The sequence below is a fragment of the Pannonibacter phragmitetus genome (genome assembly GCF_050510895.1).
In the GTDB taxonomy this organism is placed as follows: Bacteria; Pseudomonadota; Alphaproteobacteria; order Rhizobiales; family Stappiaceae; genus Pannonibacter; species Pannonibacter phragmitetus_B.
Window position 1 is genome coordinate 711,316 of record NZ_JBNINT010000001.1, and the last position, 15,181, is coordinate 726,496.

11 protein-coding genes and 2 pseudogenes are annotated in these 15,181 nt (G+C 62.1%); 8 read left to right on the forward strand and 5 right to left on the reverse strand.

What is annotated here, in order from left to right; translation table 11 throughout:
• The first annotated feature begins 91 nt into the window (after window positions 1-91).
• A complete protein-coding gene (locus tag ACQB61_RS03320; RefSeq protein WP_430511481.1) occupies window positions 92-3,277 on the forward strand; it encodes an efflux RND transporter permease subunit in 3,186 nt (1,061 codons plus the stop codon).
• Between the two features lie 75 nt (window positions 3,278-3,352).
• Here ACQB61_RS03320 and ACQB61_RS03325 read toward each other — a convergent pair whose 3' ends face one another.
• Window positions 3,353-4,912: an MDR family MFS transporter gene (locus ACQB61_RS03325; RefSeq protein ID WP_430511482.1), complete on the reverse strand. Its 1,560-nt coding sequence runs from the start codon at window positions 4,910-4,912 to the stop codon at window positions 3,353-3,355.
• A 186-nt stretch (window positions 4,913-5,098) separates the two neighbouring features.
• On the opposite strand from ACQB61_RS03325, the gene ACQB61_RS03330 reads away from it, so the two are divergent.
• Window positions 5,099-5,620 carry a MarR family winged helix-turn-helix transcriptional regulator gene (locus ACQB61_RS03330; RefSeq protein ID WP_430514275.1) on the forward strand — a complete coding sequence of 174 codons (522 nt, stop codon included), beginning with the start codon at window positions 5,099-5,101 and terminating at the stop codon, window positions 5,618-5,620.
• A 66-nt stretch (window positions 5,621-5,686) separates the two neighbouring features.
• Here the strand turns inward: ACQB61_RS03330 and ACQB61_RS03335 are convergent, their stop codons facing one another.
• The 4 genes and pseudogenes from ACQB61_RS03335 to ACQB61_RS03350 form a co-directional block, all read right to left on the reverse strand.
• Window positions 5,687-6,898, reverse strand: a complete 1,212-nt coding sequence (locus ACQB61_RS03335; RefSeq protein WP_430511483.1) for an alanine racemase — start codon at window positions 6,896-6,898, stop codon at window positions 5,687-5,689.
• Between the two features lie 267 nt (window positions 6,899-7,165).
• On the reverse strand, window positions 7,166-7,891 hold the full coding sequence (locus ACQB61_RS03340) for a 3-hydroxyacyl-CoA dehydrogenase family protein (protein ID WP_430514276.1): 726 nt from the start codon (window positions 7,889-7,891) through the stop codon (window positions 7,166-7,168).
• A 96-nt stretch (window positions 7,892-7,987) separates the two neighbouring features.
• Window positions 7,988-8,610: pseudogene (locus tag ACQB61_RS03345) on the reverse strand (3-hydroxyacyl-CoA dehydrogenase family protein); the annotation flags it as partial.
• Window positions 8,559-9,337 (reverse strand): annotated as a pseudogene (locus ACQB61_RS03350) (enoyl-CoA hydratase/isomerase family protein). The pseudogenes ACQB61_RS03345 and ACQB61_RS03350, both read right to left, overlap by 52 nt.
• Before the next feature lie 217 nt (window positions 9,338-9,554).
• Here ACQB61_RS03350 and ACQB61_RS03355 point away from each other — a divergent pair.
• From ACQB61_RS03355 to ACQB61_RS03380, 6 genes are all read left to right on the forward strand, one after another.
• Window positions 9,555-10,409, forward strand: a complete 855-nt coding sequence (locus tag ACQB61_RS03355) for a transketolase (RefSeq protein WP_430511484.1) — start codon at window positions 9,555-9,557, stop codon at window positions 10,407-10,409.
• Window positions 10,406-11,449, forward strand: coding sequence for a transketolase family protein (locus ACQB61_RS03360; RefSeq protein WP_430511485.1), 1,044 nt, complete (start codon window positions 10,406-10,408; stop codon window positions 11,447-11,449). Before ACQB61_RS03355 ends, ACQB61_RS03360 begins: the two co-directional genes overlap by 4 nt.
• A gap of 35 nt (window positions 11,450-11,484) precedes the next feature.
• Window positions 11,485-12,237 carry an SDR family NAD(P)-dependent oxidoreductase gene (locus ACQB61_RS03365; protein ID WP_430511486.1) on the forward strand — a complete coding sequence of 251 codons (753 nt, stop codon included), beginning with the start codon at window positions 11,485-11,487 and terminating at the stop codon, window positions 12,235-12,237.
• Window positions 12,238-12,326: 89 nt separating this feature from the next.
• Window positions 12,327-13,292, forward strand: a complete 966-nt coding sequence (locus ACQB61_RS03370; RefSeq protein WP_430511487.1) for a TRAP transporter substrate-binding protein — start codon at window positions 12,327-12,329, stop codon at window positions 13,290-13,292.
• A gap of 97 nt (window positions 13,293-13,389) precedes the next feature.
• Window positions 13,390-13,878, forward strand: a complete 489-nt coding sequence (locus ACQB61_RS03375) for a TRAP transporter small permease (RefSeq protein WP_430511488.1) — start codon at window positions 13,390-13,392, stop codon at window positions 13,876-13,878.
• A gap of 45 nt (window positions 13,879-13,923) precedes the next feature.
• Window positions 13,924-15,180 (forward strand): TRAP transporter large permease, encoded by a 1,257-nt coding sequence (locus tag ACQB61_RS03380; protein WP_430511489.1) that lies wholly within the window; start codon window positions 13,924-13,926, stop codon window positions 15,178-15,180.
• Window position 15,181: the final 1 nt, after the last annotated feature.

The following is a 15,181-nucleotide window of genomic DNA, read 5'->3' on the forward strand; positions in this document are numbered from 1 at the left end:
TGCAGGTGGTTCTGTTTGCCGAGGACAATCATTCCCGGACTGACCGCAGCCTTGTGAAGGCGCGCAGCCGGTGAAACGGAACGAGGCCAAGATGAGCTCCAGCCCAGCATCTGACCGCAGCTTTACTGCCCTTTTCGTCCGGCGCCCCGTGCTTGCCTTCGTGATGAACATGCTGATCGTCGTGGCGGGTCTTGCCGCGTTCTTCGGCGTTGAAATCCGCGAGCTGCCGGATGTGGATCAGCCGGTGATTTCCATCCGGACCTCCTACAATTCAGCCTCTGCCGAAACCATCGACCGGGAGGTGACGGGTGTCATCGAAGGTGCGGTGTCGCGGGTGTCCGGGGTGAAGTCTATCTCCTCCTCATCCTCCTATGGGGAGAGCCGGGTCACGGTGGAATTCTATGACGACGTGAGCCTCGACGCTGCGGCTGCCGACATGCGTGACGCGCTGGGCCGCATCACCAATGATCTGCCTGAGGACGCAGACGCAGCGCGCATCATCAAGGCCGATTCCAATGCGCAGCCGGTGGTGCGTCTGGCGCTGACCTCTGACACCATGTCCGTGGAAGACATGACGGTTCTGGTGGAAGACGAGGTCGCAGACGTTCTGTCCGCCGTACCTGGCGTCGCCGATGTGCAGGTTTTCGGAGACCGGCAGAAAATCTTCCGGATCGACATTGATCAGGCAAAGATGGCGAGCCTCAACCTGACTGTCGGTGACGTCGCTTCAGCCCTTTCCACGATGGCCTTTGATACGCCTGCCGGTTCGCTGACGAGCCAGACGCAGGATCTGATCGTGCGGGCAAGCGCTGCCATCGACACACCGGAGGCCTTTGAGAGCATTATCCTCAACCGCCGTGCGCGGCTGGGAGACTTTGCCACGGTCACGCTGGGGCCGGATATTGGCCAGTCGCAACTGCGGGCCAACGGCAAGACTGGCATTGGCCTCGGCATCATCCGTGCTGCCCAGTCCAACACGCTGGAGATTTCCGAAGGCGTGGCTGCGGCCGCGGCGCGCATTCAGCAGACACTGCCTGAAGGCACGACGATCGAGGTCACCAGCGATGATGCGACCTTCATCACCGGCTCGATCCATGAAGTGGAAATCGCACTCGTCATTTCCGTCAGCGTCGTGCTGTTGATCATCTTCCTGTTCCTGCGGGACTGGCGCGCAACCCTCATCCCTGGCGTGACAATGCCAGTGGCCTTGATCGGCACGCTGGCTGCGATCTATCTGGCAGGCTTTTCCATCAATATCCTCACTCTTCTCGCGCTGGTTCTGGCAACTGGTCTTGTGGTGGATGATGCGATCGTGGTTCTGGAAAACATCGTGCGCCGCCGTAACGAGGGAATGGGTCCAAGGGCAGCTGCCGTTCTCGGTACGGACGAGGTGTTTTTCGCGGTGATCGCAACGACCGCGACACTGGCCGCCGTCTTCGTACCGCTGTCATTCCTGCCCGGTCAGACTGGAGGTCTGTTCCGGGAGTTCGGCTTCGTGCTGGCGATTGCAGTTCTGCTGTCGTCGGTTGTGGCACTGTCCCTGTGCCCGATGCTGGCGTCCCGCCTTCTCAAAGGCAAGGTCGCCAATATGGGAGCGGATGAAACGGTTATCCGCGAAGCAGAGGCGCAGGACGAATCCGGCAATGCGCAGACAGCTGTCCCGGCCAGACAGGCGGATAGCGGTCTGGCAAGTCTCTACCGGCGGACCCTGAAAGCCTGCCTTGATGCGCCGATGGTGGTGCTTGCCGTCTCGCTGCTTTTCGCCATGTCTGCCGTGGCGCTGTTTGGCACGATCAAATCCGAGCTGACGCCTGCGGAAGACCGGTCCATCGCCTTCATGCGGATCTCGGCTCCTCAAGGCGTGAGCCTCGACTATCTGACTGCGCAGGTGACCCGCATCGAGGAGCTGATCCAGCCGCTGCGCGATAGCGGCGAAATCACCAGCACTTTCTCTGTCGCCGGCCAGGGCGGACGATCCAACAGCGGCTTCATGGTGATGCGCCTTGCGCCCTGGGAGGCGCGCACGCGATCGCAGCAGGAGATCGTTGCCGACGTGTCCCGGCTCGTGCGGGATGTGCCGGGCGTGCGGGCTTTCGTGTTTCAGCCAAACAGCCTGGGCATACGCGGGGCTGGTTCAGGCCTTCAGTTTGCGGTCGCTGGCAGCAACTATGCGGCACTTGGAGAGAGCGCCGCGAAGATCGTCGCGGAACTGGAAAAAGACCCGCGCTTCACGCAGCCGCGCCTGTCCACCGAGGCGACCCAGCCGCAGCTTTCCGTCTCCATCGACCGGGAGCGGGCGTCTGATCTCGGGATCGACATCAATGGTCTTGGCAATGCCATGCAGGCGATGCTGGATGGGCGCCGCGTCGGGCAGGTCTTCATTGAGGACCGCAGCTTCGATGTGAAGTTCGTCTCCACCACCAACCCGATCAATGATCCAACGGACCTTGAAAACGTGTTCCTGCGCACGGGTGATGGCCGTTTCGTGCCTGTGTCCACGATTGCCACGCTGACGGAAAAGGCTGTGCCGCCGCAGCTTGACCGCGAACAGCAACTGAGGTCAGTCGCCATTACCTCCAGCCTCGCGCCGGATTTTGCATTGGGCGATGCCTATGCGGTTGCACAGGAAATCGCAGCGCCGCTGCTGCCGCCGGGCGCCCGTATTGTGCCTCTGGCGGAGGCGGCGACACTGGGCGAGCAGTCGGCCAGCATGGCCCGCACCTTCGGCTTTGCCTTGCTGATCATCCTTCTGGTGCTGGCGGCGCAGTTTGAAAGCTTCATCAGCGCCCTGATCATCATGTTCACCGTGCCCCTTGGCCTTGCCTGCGCGGTCTATGCGATGGCCTTCAGCGGTACTTCGCTCAATGTCTACAGCCAGATCGGCCTTGTGCTGCTTGTGGGCATCATGGCCAAGAATGGCATTCTGGTGGTGGAATTCGCCAATCAGCTGCGGGACAAGGGCTTTGGTGTGCGCGAGGCGGTGGAAAATGCGGCGAACATCCGCCTGCGGCCGGTGATGATGACCATGCTCTGCACGATCGTCGGCGGCGTGCCGCTGATCCTGGCCTCCGGCGCCGGTGCGGAAGCGCGTATCGCCCTGGGCTGGATCATCGTCGGCGGCCTTGGCCTTGCGACCTTCTCCACTCTCTATCTGACGCCAGTTGCCTATCTGCTCCTCGGCCGCTTCATCAAGCCGCAGGCGGAAGAGGAAAGCCGTCTGGAGCGGGAAATGAGTGAGGCCCGCGAAGGTGCGCCGCGGATGACACCCGGCGAGTAAGACCACTGCTTAAACACAGAAAAGCCCCCGCCGGAGATCCTCTGGCGGGGCTTTGGCTTGTTCGCTCAGACTGGTTCAGCCCTTTGCATCCCCCACGGGCAGGCGGATGTTGCGCAAGGAAAGAGCGGCAACGAGGCCAATGGCAGCAATGAGGGCGGCGGTCATGAACAGCGGGTGGAAGGCAGACTGGTATATCCCGCCGAGCAGGTGCCTTGCCGTGTCCGGCAGGGCCGCTGTCTGGGCGGGTGAGAGCTTCTCGATATGCTCCACGCCTGGCACCTCGCCCATGTGGCGTGCAAGGCCCGATGAGAGGATCGCGCCATAGATCGAGATGCCTATGGAGGCGCCGCCGATGCGGGTGAGGGTGACGCTGCCGGTGGCTGCGCCAACGTCCCGTCTGTTTGCCGCATTCTGCACGCCCAGAACCGGCACCTGCTGGCCTATGCCAACGCCGACGCCCTGTGCCAGCATGATCAGCCCCAGCAGGATGGCCGGGGTTCCGCTGCCCGTGAAGCTGTAGGCCAAGAGCATGGTGACCCCTGTCAGCGTCGAGAGCAGGGAGAAGATCTTGTAATTGCCCGAGACTGACATGAGCCGGCCGGCAGAAAGCGAGCCAATGGCAATGCCGGCCGTCAGTGGAATGAAGAACACTCCGGCTGCCGAGGGACTGAGGCCAAGGCCCGACTGCAGGTAAAGCGCGTAATAGGTGACAAGGCCGATGCCAATGGCGCCGCTTGCTGCCGAGATGGTCAAAAGCAGGCAGATCTGGCGGTTGCGGAAGAGCGAGAGCGGCAAGACAGGCTCCGGTGCGTGCTTTTCCACCAGGATGAGCGCAATGAGAGCCAGTATGCCGGTGCCGAGTACGGCAAGGGCCGTTGGTGACAGAAGCCCGCCGAACAGTTCCGAGCCATCGGCCCATAGTACGATACTGCCCGTCACCATGGCGGCGAGTATGGCGCCAGGATAGTCAATCTTAGGCTTCCTGTCGGGCCGCTTGTAGGGCAGCATGATCGCGAGAGCGGTGAGAACGATGATCCCAACCGGCAGGTTGATGAAGAAGATCGACCGCCAGCCGAACAGGTCGCTCATGGTGCCGCCCAGCACCGGGCCAATGGCACCGGAGAGCATCAGCACAAGGCTGGAATAGCTCTGGTAGCGGGCACGCTCGCGCGGGGCAAAGAGGTCGGCGTTGATCGAGAAGATTGTCACCATGATGCCTCCGCCGCCAAGGGCCTGCAGCACTCGGGCGGCGATCAGGGTGTTCATGGAAACCGCAAGAGCACAGGTGAGCGAGCCAACGGTGAAGATGCTGATGGCGGCCAGCATCACATATTTGCGCCCGAAAAGATCACCCAGCTTGCCATAGACCGGCATCACGGCGCTGGAGGCGAGAAGATAGGCGGACGCCACCCAGCCGAACCGCTCGATCTGTCCAAATTCGCCTACGATGGTTGGAAGGGCCGTAGCGACGATCTGGTTGTCCAGCGTCGCCATGAAGACGCCCATCAGCAGGAACAGGAAAATGATGATCCGGCGCGGGTGGGGCGGTCGTTCAGGCGGAGTGGTGTGGGGAAGAGCCGCAGCTGCGGCGGCACCGGCTTCAGGCTCCACCGGGTCCAAAACATGCTTATTCATGGCAAAAAGGCCGTCCAGAAAATCCGTCCTCCACGGAAAGGCCCGTGATCCCTCGAACGGATGATTGAAAATATGTGCTTTTGGCATATATGTGTCAATGTCAAGTAAGTGACAAGGGCATCTTTTGTAAATATGGTGCGCGGGCTGGCTCTGGCATTGCCCGGCAGCACAAGCGCAAGGCTGGCAATGGGGCAGGAAATGGAGGATCGGGTGTCAGCTCATAACCGGGAACGGCAGGAAGAGGATTTCGCGCTGATTTCCTCAAGCCTTGGCCGCATGCGCATGATGATCGGCCGGCGCATCATTGGCCGCATTGCCCTGCAGCAGACAGAGCCGGGGCTTGAGCTGACGCATCTGGACGTGATCGATGCTGTGCGCCGCCGGGCGCCTGAGGGCGAAGTCACGGTTGGGGCGATTGCCGAATTCATCCGCGTTGATCCGTCGCGCAGCAGCCGGCTGGTGGCAGATCTGGTTCAGCGCGGCCTTTTGCGCCGGACTGTCTCGCAGGAAGATGCAAGGCGCAGCGTCGTTGAACTGACGGAGCGCTCCCACGAGTATTTCCGTGTGGCTGACCAGGTGAAGCAGGGCTTCATCCGCGATATCACCGCAGACTGGAGCGGGGAGGATGTCGACCGCTTTGCCATCCTGCTCGACCGTTTCGTCTCGGGATTGGAAGAGCGCTCCCGCCTGCCGGGGGACACCGGCTGAGCTGGCTCGCAGGCCGCATCCTCTGGCCGGCCCCGGGACATGTCCGGGGCGGCGCGGAGGGATGTCTTATTCCGCGATGACAATCTCAAGCGGACGCGGGTGAGACAGGAAGTCGAGATGGCTCATCGAATAGCCATAGGCGCCCGCGAGTCCGACGACGAAGAGGTCTCCGATATCTGCGGCTTCCAGATGGACCGGAGTTGCCGTCAGCTTGTCGGCTGAGTTGCACAGGGCGCCGCCGATGAAGGCGGTCTCGTTGCGCACCGACTGCTGGCCGTCAAAAATGGCCGGGGCATTCATGCGCACCACGTCCACCGGATGATTGATCTTCAGTGCGATGGGGCGGCGGAAATGGTGTGAGCCGCCCTGACAGACGACCTGTTTCATGCCGACGCTGGTCTTGATGTCCACGATCTCTGTGCAATACCAGCCGCTGTCGGCGGTCAGGTAACGTCCCAGTTCCAGCACGAAATGGCGGCCGCCGAAGCCATACTCTTCGATCAGTGCGGTCAGGCGCGCAGCATAGGCTTCCGGCTGAAAGCCCCGTCCGGTTTCCAGATAGTCGATGCCGAAACCCCCGCCAAAGTCGATGGTGCTGCACTTAAGGCCGGGCACACGGGCTTCCGTTTCCTTGGCCAGTTCGAACACGCGGCGGCAGTTTTCCAGAAGATCATCCAGTTGCAGCACGCCTGACGCGGAATAGACATGCAGGCCACGGAAGGCGAGATGGGGCAGGGCGGCGATCTGCGGAAGCTGGTCGAAATACAGTTCCTGATCGATGCCGAACTTGGAGCTGTCACCCGAGAAGCTGGCCTGTGCATCATGCACATGGAAGTTGGGGTTGACGCGGACAAGGATCTCCTGCGTCACGCCATGGCGGGCGCAGATCTGCTCCAGGCGGTGCGCCTCGGTCAGCGATTCCACATGCACCAGCTTGATGCCGGTCGAGACCGCCCATTCCAGCTCTTCCGGCGACTTGCCGGGGCCGGTGAAGACGATCTGCTTCGGCGCAAAGCCCGCCTCCAGCGCCTTGCGGCCTTCGCCGATGCTGGCGATTTCAACGCCTGCCACATCAGCCGCCAGAGCCGCCTTGAGGAAGGAGGCATTCGGATTGGCCTTCATCGCGTAGAAGATGCCGACTTCCTGCGGCAGCGCAGCCTTGAGGGCGGCAATCTTGGCCTTCATGACCGTGAGGTCATAGACGAAGAAACTGCGTCCATTGGTCTTGTCCGCGCCAAGCTTTGCGATGGACTGGCGGACATGGGCAGGAAGAAACATGGATGAGGCCCCTCGGGGTTGTGTGCCGTTCTGTGGCTTTCCTCTGGCTGGCACCGCATCTGTCACCGCTGGCAGGTCAGTCCTGCCCGTCACTTGGGGCGAGGGCGGAAGGCCTTGATGGGCTGCAGGCGCGGGGTAGGGGCTTGAGGGGCCACCGGTTGATTTCAGCCTGTGATAGACTGCCTTGCCCTTCCGATGCCAGCCATTTTTACGGGAATTTGCAGAAGCATTTCTTCTGCAAGAGCGGTGTTTGATCCGGACGGCCAGTCAGGCTCCAACTCCTCTCCCCCTTGAGGGGGAGAGGGGCGCTGCGGTCATATGGAAGCGCTTTGCCTCTATGCCGCTTGTTCGGCATCCAGATCCGCGAAGGTCTTGCCTTCGCTGGCAAGGCGGACGAGCAGGGGGCGGGGCGCCAGAAGTAGGCGTCGTCTGCCGAAAGCCGCCTGATGTCCTCCAGCACCGAGGCAATGCCCACCGTATCGGCATAATGCAGAGGGCCGCCGCGCCAGCGGGGAAGCCGTAGCCGGTGAGCAGCACCGTGTCGATGTCAGATGCCCGGCGGGCGATGCCTTCCTCCAGCACGCGGGCGGCCTCGTTGATCATCGCGGCCATGTAGCGCCGCTGGATCTCGTCTGCCGTGAAGCTGCGCGGGGTGATGCCGGCGTCCTTGCGGGCCTCCTCCAGGAGGGCGAGGATTTCCGGGTCCGGGCGGCCCTTGGGGCTCTGTTCGTCATAGATGTAGAAGCCGCGGCCTGTCTTCTGGCCGAGCCAGCCCCGGTGATAGAGCCCGTCGGCAAAGGTCACTGCCCGCTCTTCCGGCGGGCGTGTGGGCGCGCGGCGCTGGCGGGAGGCATAGCCGATGTCGATGCCCGCCAGATCCGACACCTGGAACGGCCCCATGGCGAAGCCGAAGTCCGTCAGCGCGGCATCGATCTCGTAAGGGCTGGCTCCGTCCATCATCGTGTAATCGGAGGCAAGGCGGTACTGCATCATCAGCCGGTTGCCGATGAAGCCGTCGCAGATGCCGGAGTAGACGCCGGTCTTGCCGAGCTTGCGGGCCAGATCGAAGGCGCGGGCGACATGGGCAGGCACCGTCTTTTCTGCCACCACGATCTCCAGCAGCCGCATCACATGGGCGGGGAGAAGAAGTGCAGGCCGATCACGTCTTCCGGGCGTGAGGTAACGGCGGCGATGGCGTTCACATCCAGATAGGAGGTGTTGGTGGCCAGCGTGGCGCCAGGTTTGGCGATGGCGTCCAGCTTGCGGAACACGTCCGTCTTCACCTCAAGGCTTTCAAACACCGCCTCGATGATGATGTCGGCCTCCGCCAGCGCCTCATAGGTGATTGCTGTCTTCAGTTTACTGTCGAGAATTTCATCGCGCTGTTCCGCGCTCAGCTTGCCGCGTGCGACGGCGCCATCAAGATTGCGGGCGATAGTCGCACGCGCCTTTTCGGCAAAGGCCTCTTCACGTTCGATCAGCGTGACGGGCAGGCCGGCAAGCAGCGCTGCCGTGGCAATGCCTGCGCCCATGGTGCCGCCGCCGATGACGCCTGTGGAGGCATAGGGCGGAGGCGTCAGTCCGGAGATTTCCTTCACCTGCGCAGCCTTGCGCTCGGCAAAGAAGGCGTGAATGAGGGCAGAGCGCTGGGGTGTCTGCATCAGGTCGAGGAAGCGTTTGCGCTCAGCAGCCAGTCCCTCCGTCCGGTCCATGCGGGTGGCATCTTCCACCGCGTCGATGGCAGCCAGATGCGAGACCTCACCGCGATTGCGGGCACGCACCTTCTTGCGGGCTGCCTCGAAGACGGAAGCTTCGGCAATGGGGAGGGGCGCAGGCCGGACGCCACGGGGCGGCTGGCGGAGCCTTCTGCCACTGCGCGGATCTTGTCCTTTGCGGCTGAAAGCAGGTCCGCAGCTGGCACCACGGCATCCACAATGCCGAGGGACAGCGCTTCGGCGGCACTCACCTGACGGGCGGTGGTGATGATGTCGAGGGCTGCCTCTACGCCCGCAAGGCGTGGTAGGCGCTGGGTGCCGCCTGCGCCGGGCATCAGGCCCAGCGTCACTTCCGGCAGGCTGACCCTGGCCGTTTCCGCCGCAATGCGCAGATGCGCGCCCAGGCCCACTTCGCAGCCGCCCCCGATGGCCGCGCCATTGAGGGCGGCTGCAATGGGCTTGGCGCTGTCCTCAATGGCGTTGATCACGTCCGGCAGATAGGGGGCTGCGGCGTCTTGCCGAATTCGGTGATGTCGGCACCGCCAACGAAAATGCGGCCCGCGCCAGTGATGACGCCGGCAATCGCGCTGTCATCGGCCGCCATCCGTGTCACTGCCTCCAGCAACCCGGCCCGCACAGCCTGCGACAGTGCGTTGACTGGCGGGTTGGCGATGGTGATCACGGCAATGCCGTCCTGAACCTCATATGAAACGGGAGTGGTCATTGCGCCCCTCTGTTATCTCTCCGCATGCTGGCGCAACTTGCATGACCGGCGCCTCAAGTTCAACCGGACAGAGGGTGGATGGCGCAGGAAACGCCCTGTGCTGACAGGGTACTTGTGAAGTTCAGCTACACAAGTCTTGAATTTTTCAAGACAGATTCTGCCGCCCCCGGTGCTACGCCTATTGCAAGGGCTGACAAGTGCCACTGGGAGGAAAAGCATGAATGCCGGTTACCGCCATCGGGCGGGTGCGAATGTTTCGCTTGAATTGCGTGCCTGGAACATCCGCCGAAAGGCGCTGATGATGGGCGAAGTGCAGGGGCAGGGCTATATCGGCCAGGCGCTTGGTATCGCCGATGTGCTGGCCGCGAGCTATTTCCACGCGCTGAACTACAAGCCGGAAGAGCCGGAGTGGGAAGAGCGTGACCGTTTTCTGCTCTCCATCGGGCACTATGCTATCGCGCTCTACGCAGTGCTGATGGAAGCGGGCATCCTGCCGGAAGACGAGCTGGAAACCTACGGCATGGATGACAGCCGCATGCCCATGTCCGGCATGGCCTCCTACACGCCGGGCATGGAAATCACCGGCGGCTCGCTGGGGCAGGGCCTCGGCATTGCTGTTGGCATGGCGCTCGGCCTGAAACGCAAGAAGAACCCTGCCTTCGTCTACAACATGATGTCAGACGGAGAGCTGGGCGAAGGATCGACCTGGGAGGCAGCCATGTCCGGCAGCCATCACAAGCTCGACAATCTCATCTGCCTCATCGACTTCAACAACCAGCAGGCGGACGGCAAGTCCACGGAGATGCTGTGCTCCGAGCCGCTGGATGCCAAGTGGGAAGCCTTCGGCTGGCATTGCCAGCGGGTGAATGGCAACGATCTGGAGGCTGTTGTTGCCGCCTTCGATGCCGCCCGGGCGCTGAAGGAGCCACGGCCCCGCGTCATCATCTTCGACACCACCATGTGCAAGGGCGTGCCCTTCCTGGAGAGCCGCGAAATCACCCATTTCGTGCGTGTGGAAGCTGATGAATGGTCCAAGGCACTCGCCGTTCTGGAAGAAGGAAAGCCCCAATGACCCTCGCCTCGATGGCCCGCAAACATGAGCCGCGCAAGGTGCAGCTGGCGCCGGACGGCTCGCGCATGGCAACCAGCGCCATGATCGCCTCGCTCGCCGCTGAAGGCTATGACACGGTGATGGCTCCCTTCGGCCACGCCCTGCTGGATCTTGCAAGACAGAACGAGCGTGTCGTCGGCCTCTCGGCGGATCTGGCGAAATACACGGACATGCACGTGTTCTCGCAGGCCATGCCCGAGCGGTTCTATCAGATGGGCATGGCAGAGCAGTTGCTGATGTCGGCAGCCGCTGGTCTGGCGCGGGAGGATTTCATTCCCTTTGCCACCACCTATGCCGTTTTCGCCTCGCGCCGGGCCTATGACTTCATCGCAATGGCGATTGCCGAGGAAAACCTGCCGGTCAAGATCGTCTGCGCCCTTCCGGGCCTGACCACCGGCTATGGCCCAAGCCATCAGGCGACCGAGGATCTGGCGATTTTCCGCGGCCTGCCGAACATGACGCTAATCGATCCCTGCGATGCGGATGACATTGCCGGAATGGTGCCGCAGATCGCCGCTCACAATGGCCCTGTCTATTCCCGCCTGCTGCGCGGCAAGGTGCCCAGCGTTCTGACCCGCCACAAGCCGGACTACAGGTTCGAGCTCGGCAAGGCCCAGACAATCCGCGAGGGCAAGGATGTGCTGGTGATCTCCACCGGCTTCATGACCATGCGGGCGCTTGATGCTGCTGTTGCTCTTGAGAAGGACAATGTGGATGTGGCGGTGCTGCATGTGCCGACCATCAAGCCTTTGGACACGGCCAAGATCCTTGAGGAGGCACGCAAGGGCGGGCGGCTCGTGGTGACGGCTGAAAATCACACGGTTGTCGGTGGTCTTGGGGAAGCCGTGGCAGGACTGCTGCTGACCAATGGCGTCACCCCGTCCTTCCGCATGGTGGGCCTGCCGGACGAGTTCCTGGAAGCTGGCGCCCTGCCAACGCTGCACGAAATGTATGGCCTGTCCGTGGACAAGCTGACCGCCCGGATCAGGTCCTGGCTCTGAACCAACCGGAATAGCCGAACAGGAGGAGAAATTTCATGGGTCTGTTGAAGGGCCGTTTTGCCGTCATCACCGGGGCGGCCTCGCCGCGTGGTCTGGGCAAGGCCACGGCACAGCTTTTTGCCGAACATGGTGCGACCGTTGCCATTCTGGATCTTGACGCAGCGGCTGCGGAAGCTGCTGCCGCGGATCTGGGGGCCGGGCATGTGGGGCTTGCCTGCAACGTCACCGACAAGGCGGCCTGCGAAGCCGCCGTGCGCGAACTGGAAAGCCGCTGGGGCCGGGTGGACATTCTCGTCAACAATGCTGGCATCACCCAGCCGCTGAAGATCATGGACATTGCCCCGCAGAACTACGACGCGGTGCTGGATGTGAACCTTCGCGGCACGCTCTACATGAGCCAGGCTGTCATACCCGGCATGCGGGCGCGCAAGAGTGGCAGCATCGTTAACCTGAGTTCGGTTTCGGCGCAGCGTGGTGGTGGCATCTTCGGCGGACCGCATTACTCTGCTGCCAAAGCAGGGATTCTCGGCCTGACCAAGGCCATGGCCCGCGAACTCGCCCCCGACACGGTTCGTGTCAACGCAATCTGCCCCGGTTTCATCGCCACGGACATCACGGCTGGAAAGCTGACACCGGAAATGAAGGAGATGATTCTTGCAGGCATTCCAATGGGCCGGGCCGGGACGGCCTCTGATGTGGCGGGATGTGCGCTGTTTTTGGCCTCTGACTTAGCCGCCTACTGCACGGGAACAGAGGTGGATGTAAACGGGGGCTCGTTGATTCACTGAAAACCCTGCGCGGTGGCAGATGAAACTGGGAGGAGAACCGTTGCATCTGCCGAAAGCCGCAAACTGACATGCAAACGGGAGGAAATCCGATGAAAGGAATGATCTACGCAGTGCTGGCCGCTGCAACCGTGCTCAGCAGCGCGGCGCAGGCTGATGAGGTGATCTTTGCCCACGGTGCCAATCCCGGCAACCCGCGCTATGTGGCTGCCGAAAAGTGGAGCGAGCTCTTTGCCGCCTGCAGCAAGGGGGCTCATACCGTCAACCTCGCTCCTTCCGCCACCATGGGCGATGATGTGGAACTGCTGACCTCTGCCGTTGGCGGCGTCATTCAAGTGACGGCCAACAGCCAGGGCGCAATGTCGCAGATGGTGCCGGAAATCGGCCTTCTCGGCCTGCCGTTCCTCTTCAACGATCTTCCGGCTGCATGGGCGGTACTGGACGGCGAAGTGGGAGACATGCTCGACAAGCGAGCGCAGGACTCCGGGCTGAAGATCCTTGGCTTCTGGGATAACGGCATCCGCAATGTCACCCACCTGACGAAGAGCGTTGCCAATCCCGCTGACATCAAGGGCATGAAGATCCGCACACCGCCGGATCAGATGACGGTCTCCATCTTCGAGGCGCTGGGTGCCTCACCGGCGCCGCTCGCCTTCTCGGAGCTTCCGAGTGCGCTGCAGGCCGGTGTGTTTGACGGGCAGGAAAACCCGCTGACAAACATCTATTCGGCCAAGCTGCACGAGATCACGCCCTATGTGACGCTGACCGGGCACAAGTACGAATCCACCCCCGTTGTGGCCGGGCTTGCATGGTGGGAAAGCATCGACGACGCCACGAAGAAATGCGCTCTTGATGCAACGGCAGAGGCAGGCAAGCTGCAGCGTAGCCTGTCGCAGGAAGGTGACCAGACCCTGCGGCCGAAGATGGAGGCAGAAGGTGCCAAGTTCTTCGAGGCGGACAAGAAAGCCTATCAAGCGGCAACTGCGTCTGTGTATGACAAGTATGCAGCTCAGTATCCGGATCTGGTGGCGGCCCTCAAGAAAGCGGCGGGTCTGTGATGAATGCGGCTTCATCCGGCAGTGAGCGGACCAGCGGGGAGGGGCGGCAGCGCCCTTCTCCAGCCCGCCCGTCATTAGCCATCTGCGCAAGCTGGTGGTGCTGCTGGACTGGAGCGGCTGCCTGATTGCCGTGGCGTGCCTTGCCATGCTTTTCGCGGCGCTGCTGGTGAACGTGATCCTGCGCTACTTCTTTGGGTCCGGTATCGCCTGGGCCTACGAAATCCATGCACTGCTGCTGCCGTGGATGGTGGCAGGGGGCATGGTGATCGCCTCGGCGCGGGGCAGCAACATTGCGATCACGCTGCTGCCGGAAATGCTGAGCGCAAGCCAGCGGCGGACGCTTCGGTTCATCATCAACGCGGTGATTGCGGTGATCGCGGTCAGCGTCCTGTGGTCCGGTCAGCCGATCCTGAGGGCGTCAAAGTTCCAGTCCCTGTCCACGCTGGGGATCAAGCAGATCTGGGGCTATTCAAGCATGGTCTATGCCTTCGGCGGTATGGCGATCATTGCCGTGATTGAAGCAACAACGGCTCTCTTCACCACAGACGCTGCGCAGGAGGATGCGGGCCGGGCCAGCTTCTCCTGACCGGGTCGTGCTTTTCCGAAATTCTGATTCTGAAAGGAACCGGCCATGACCGCTCCGCTTTTGTGGATTTTCATCGTCCTGATGGCCATCGCCGTTCCCGTTGCCCATGCCATGCTGGGCGGCGTCGCTGCCGCGCTGTGGCTGGAAGGCAAGCCGATGGCGGTGATCATGCAGCGGCTCTACACGCCGATGCAGAGTTTCCCGATGCTCGCCATCCCGTTCTTCATATTGGCTGGCAGCTTGATGATGTCGGGGCGTTTCGGGGTCTACCTCGTCAACATCGCACGGCTGCTGGTAGGAAACATGAAAGGCGGCCTCGGGCAGGTGTCCATTATCGGATCCGTCATTTTTGGCGGGGTGTCCGGCTCAGCCGTGGCCGATGCGACCGCGCTGGGTAATGCGTTGATCCCGGTGCAGAAGAAGCAGGGCTATCCGGCAGGTTTTGCAGCCGCCATCAACTCGGCTTCGTCCACTGTTTCCGTGCTCATTCCTCCGTCTATCCCGTTGATCCTCTACGGGCTCGTCGCCAACGTTTCGATCATTGATCTCTTCGTGGCCGGCATTCTGCCAGGGGTGATGCTGGCTGTGGGCATGTTTGGCGCCGTCTGGGTGGTTGCTGGCCGCAAGAACCTGCCGCGCGCGCCGCTGGAGGGCGGGTTTGCCGCCTTCCGCAAGGATATAGCAGCCGCCATTCCGGCCATGCTGATGCCCGTCTTCGTCATCGGTACCTTGCGCTTCGGTATCGCCACGCCGACGGAAGTCAGCGTGCTGGCGGTGGCTTATGCCTTTGTCATCAGCGGTCTGATCTATCGTGACCTTTCCCTGGTGATCGTCTGGCGCGCCTGCATCGAGACGGCGGTGATGACCGGTGCGGTGATGTTCATCATCATGGCCTCTTCGACGATCCAATGGCTGCTGACGGCAGAGCGCGTGCCGCAGGATCTGGCTCTCTGGGTGACGGCAACCTTCTCCCAGCCCTGGATGGTGATCCTGGCACTCAACATCGTCATGCTGATCGTTGGGGCGCTGATCGATCTTCCGGCGGCCGTTCTGCTGCTGGGGCCGCTCTTCGTCACCATTGGTCAGGCCATCGGTCTTGATCTGGTGCAGCTTGGCCTGATTATGGTCGTGAACCTGTCCATCGGGCTCTACACGCCACCCGTGGGGACGACGCTGTTCATCTCTGCGGCCATAGCGAGAGCGGGCATCGGCGAGGCAATCAGAGCACTTCTACCGTTCTATCTGGTCGCCATTACCGTGCTGCTGATGATCTCGTACCTGCCGTTCCTGACCATCTATTGAT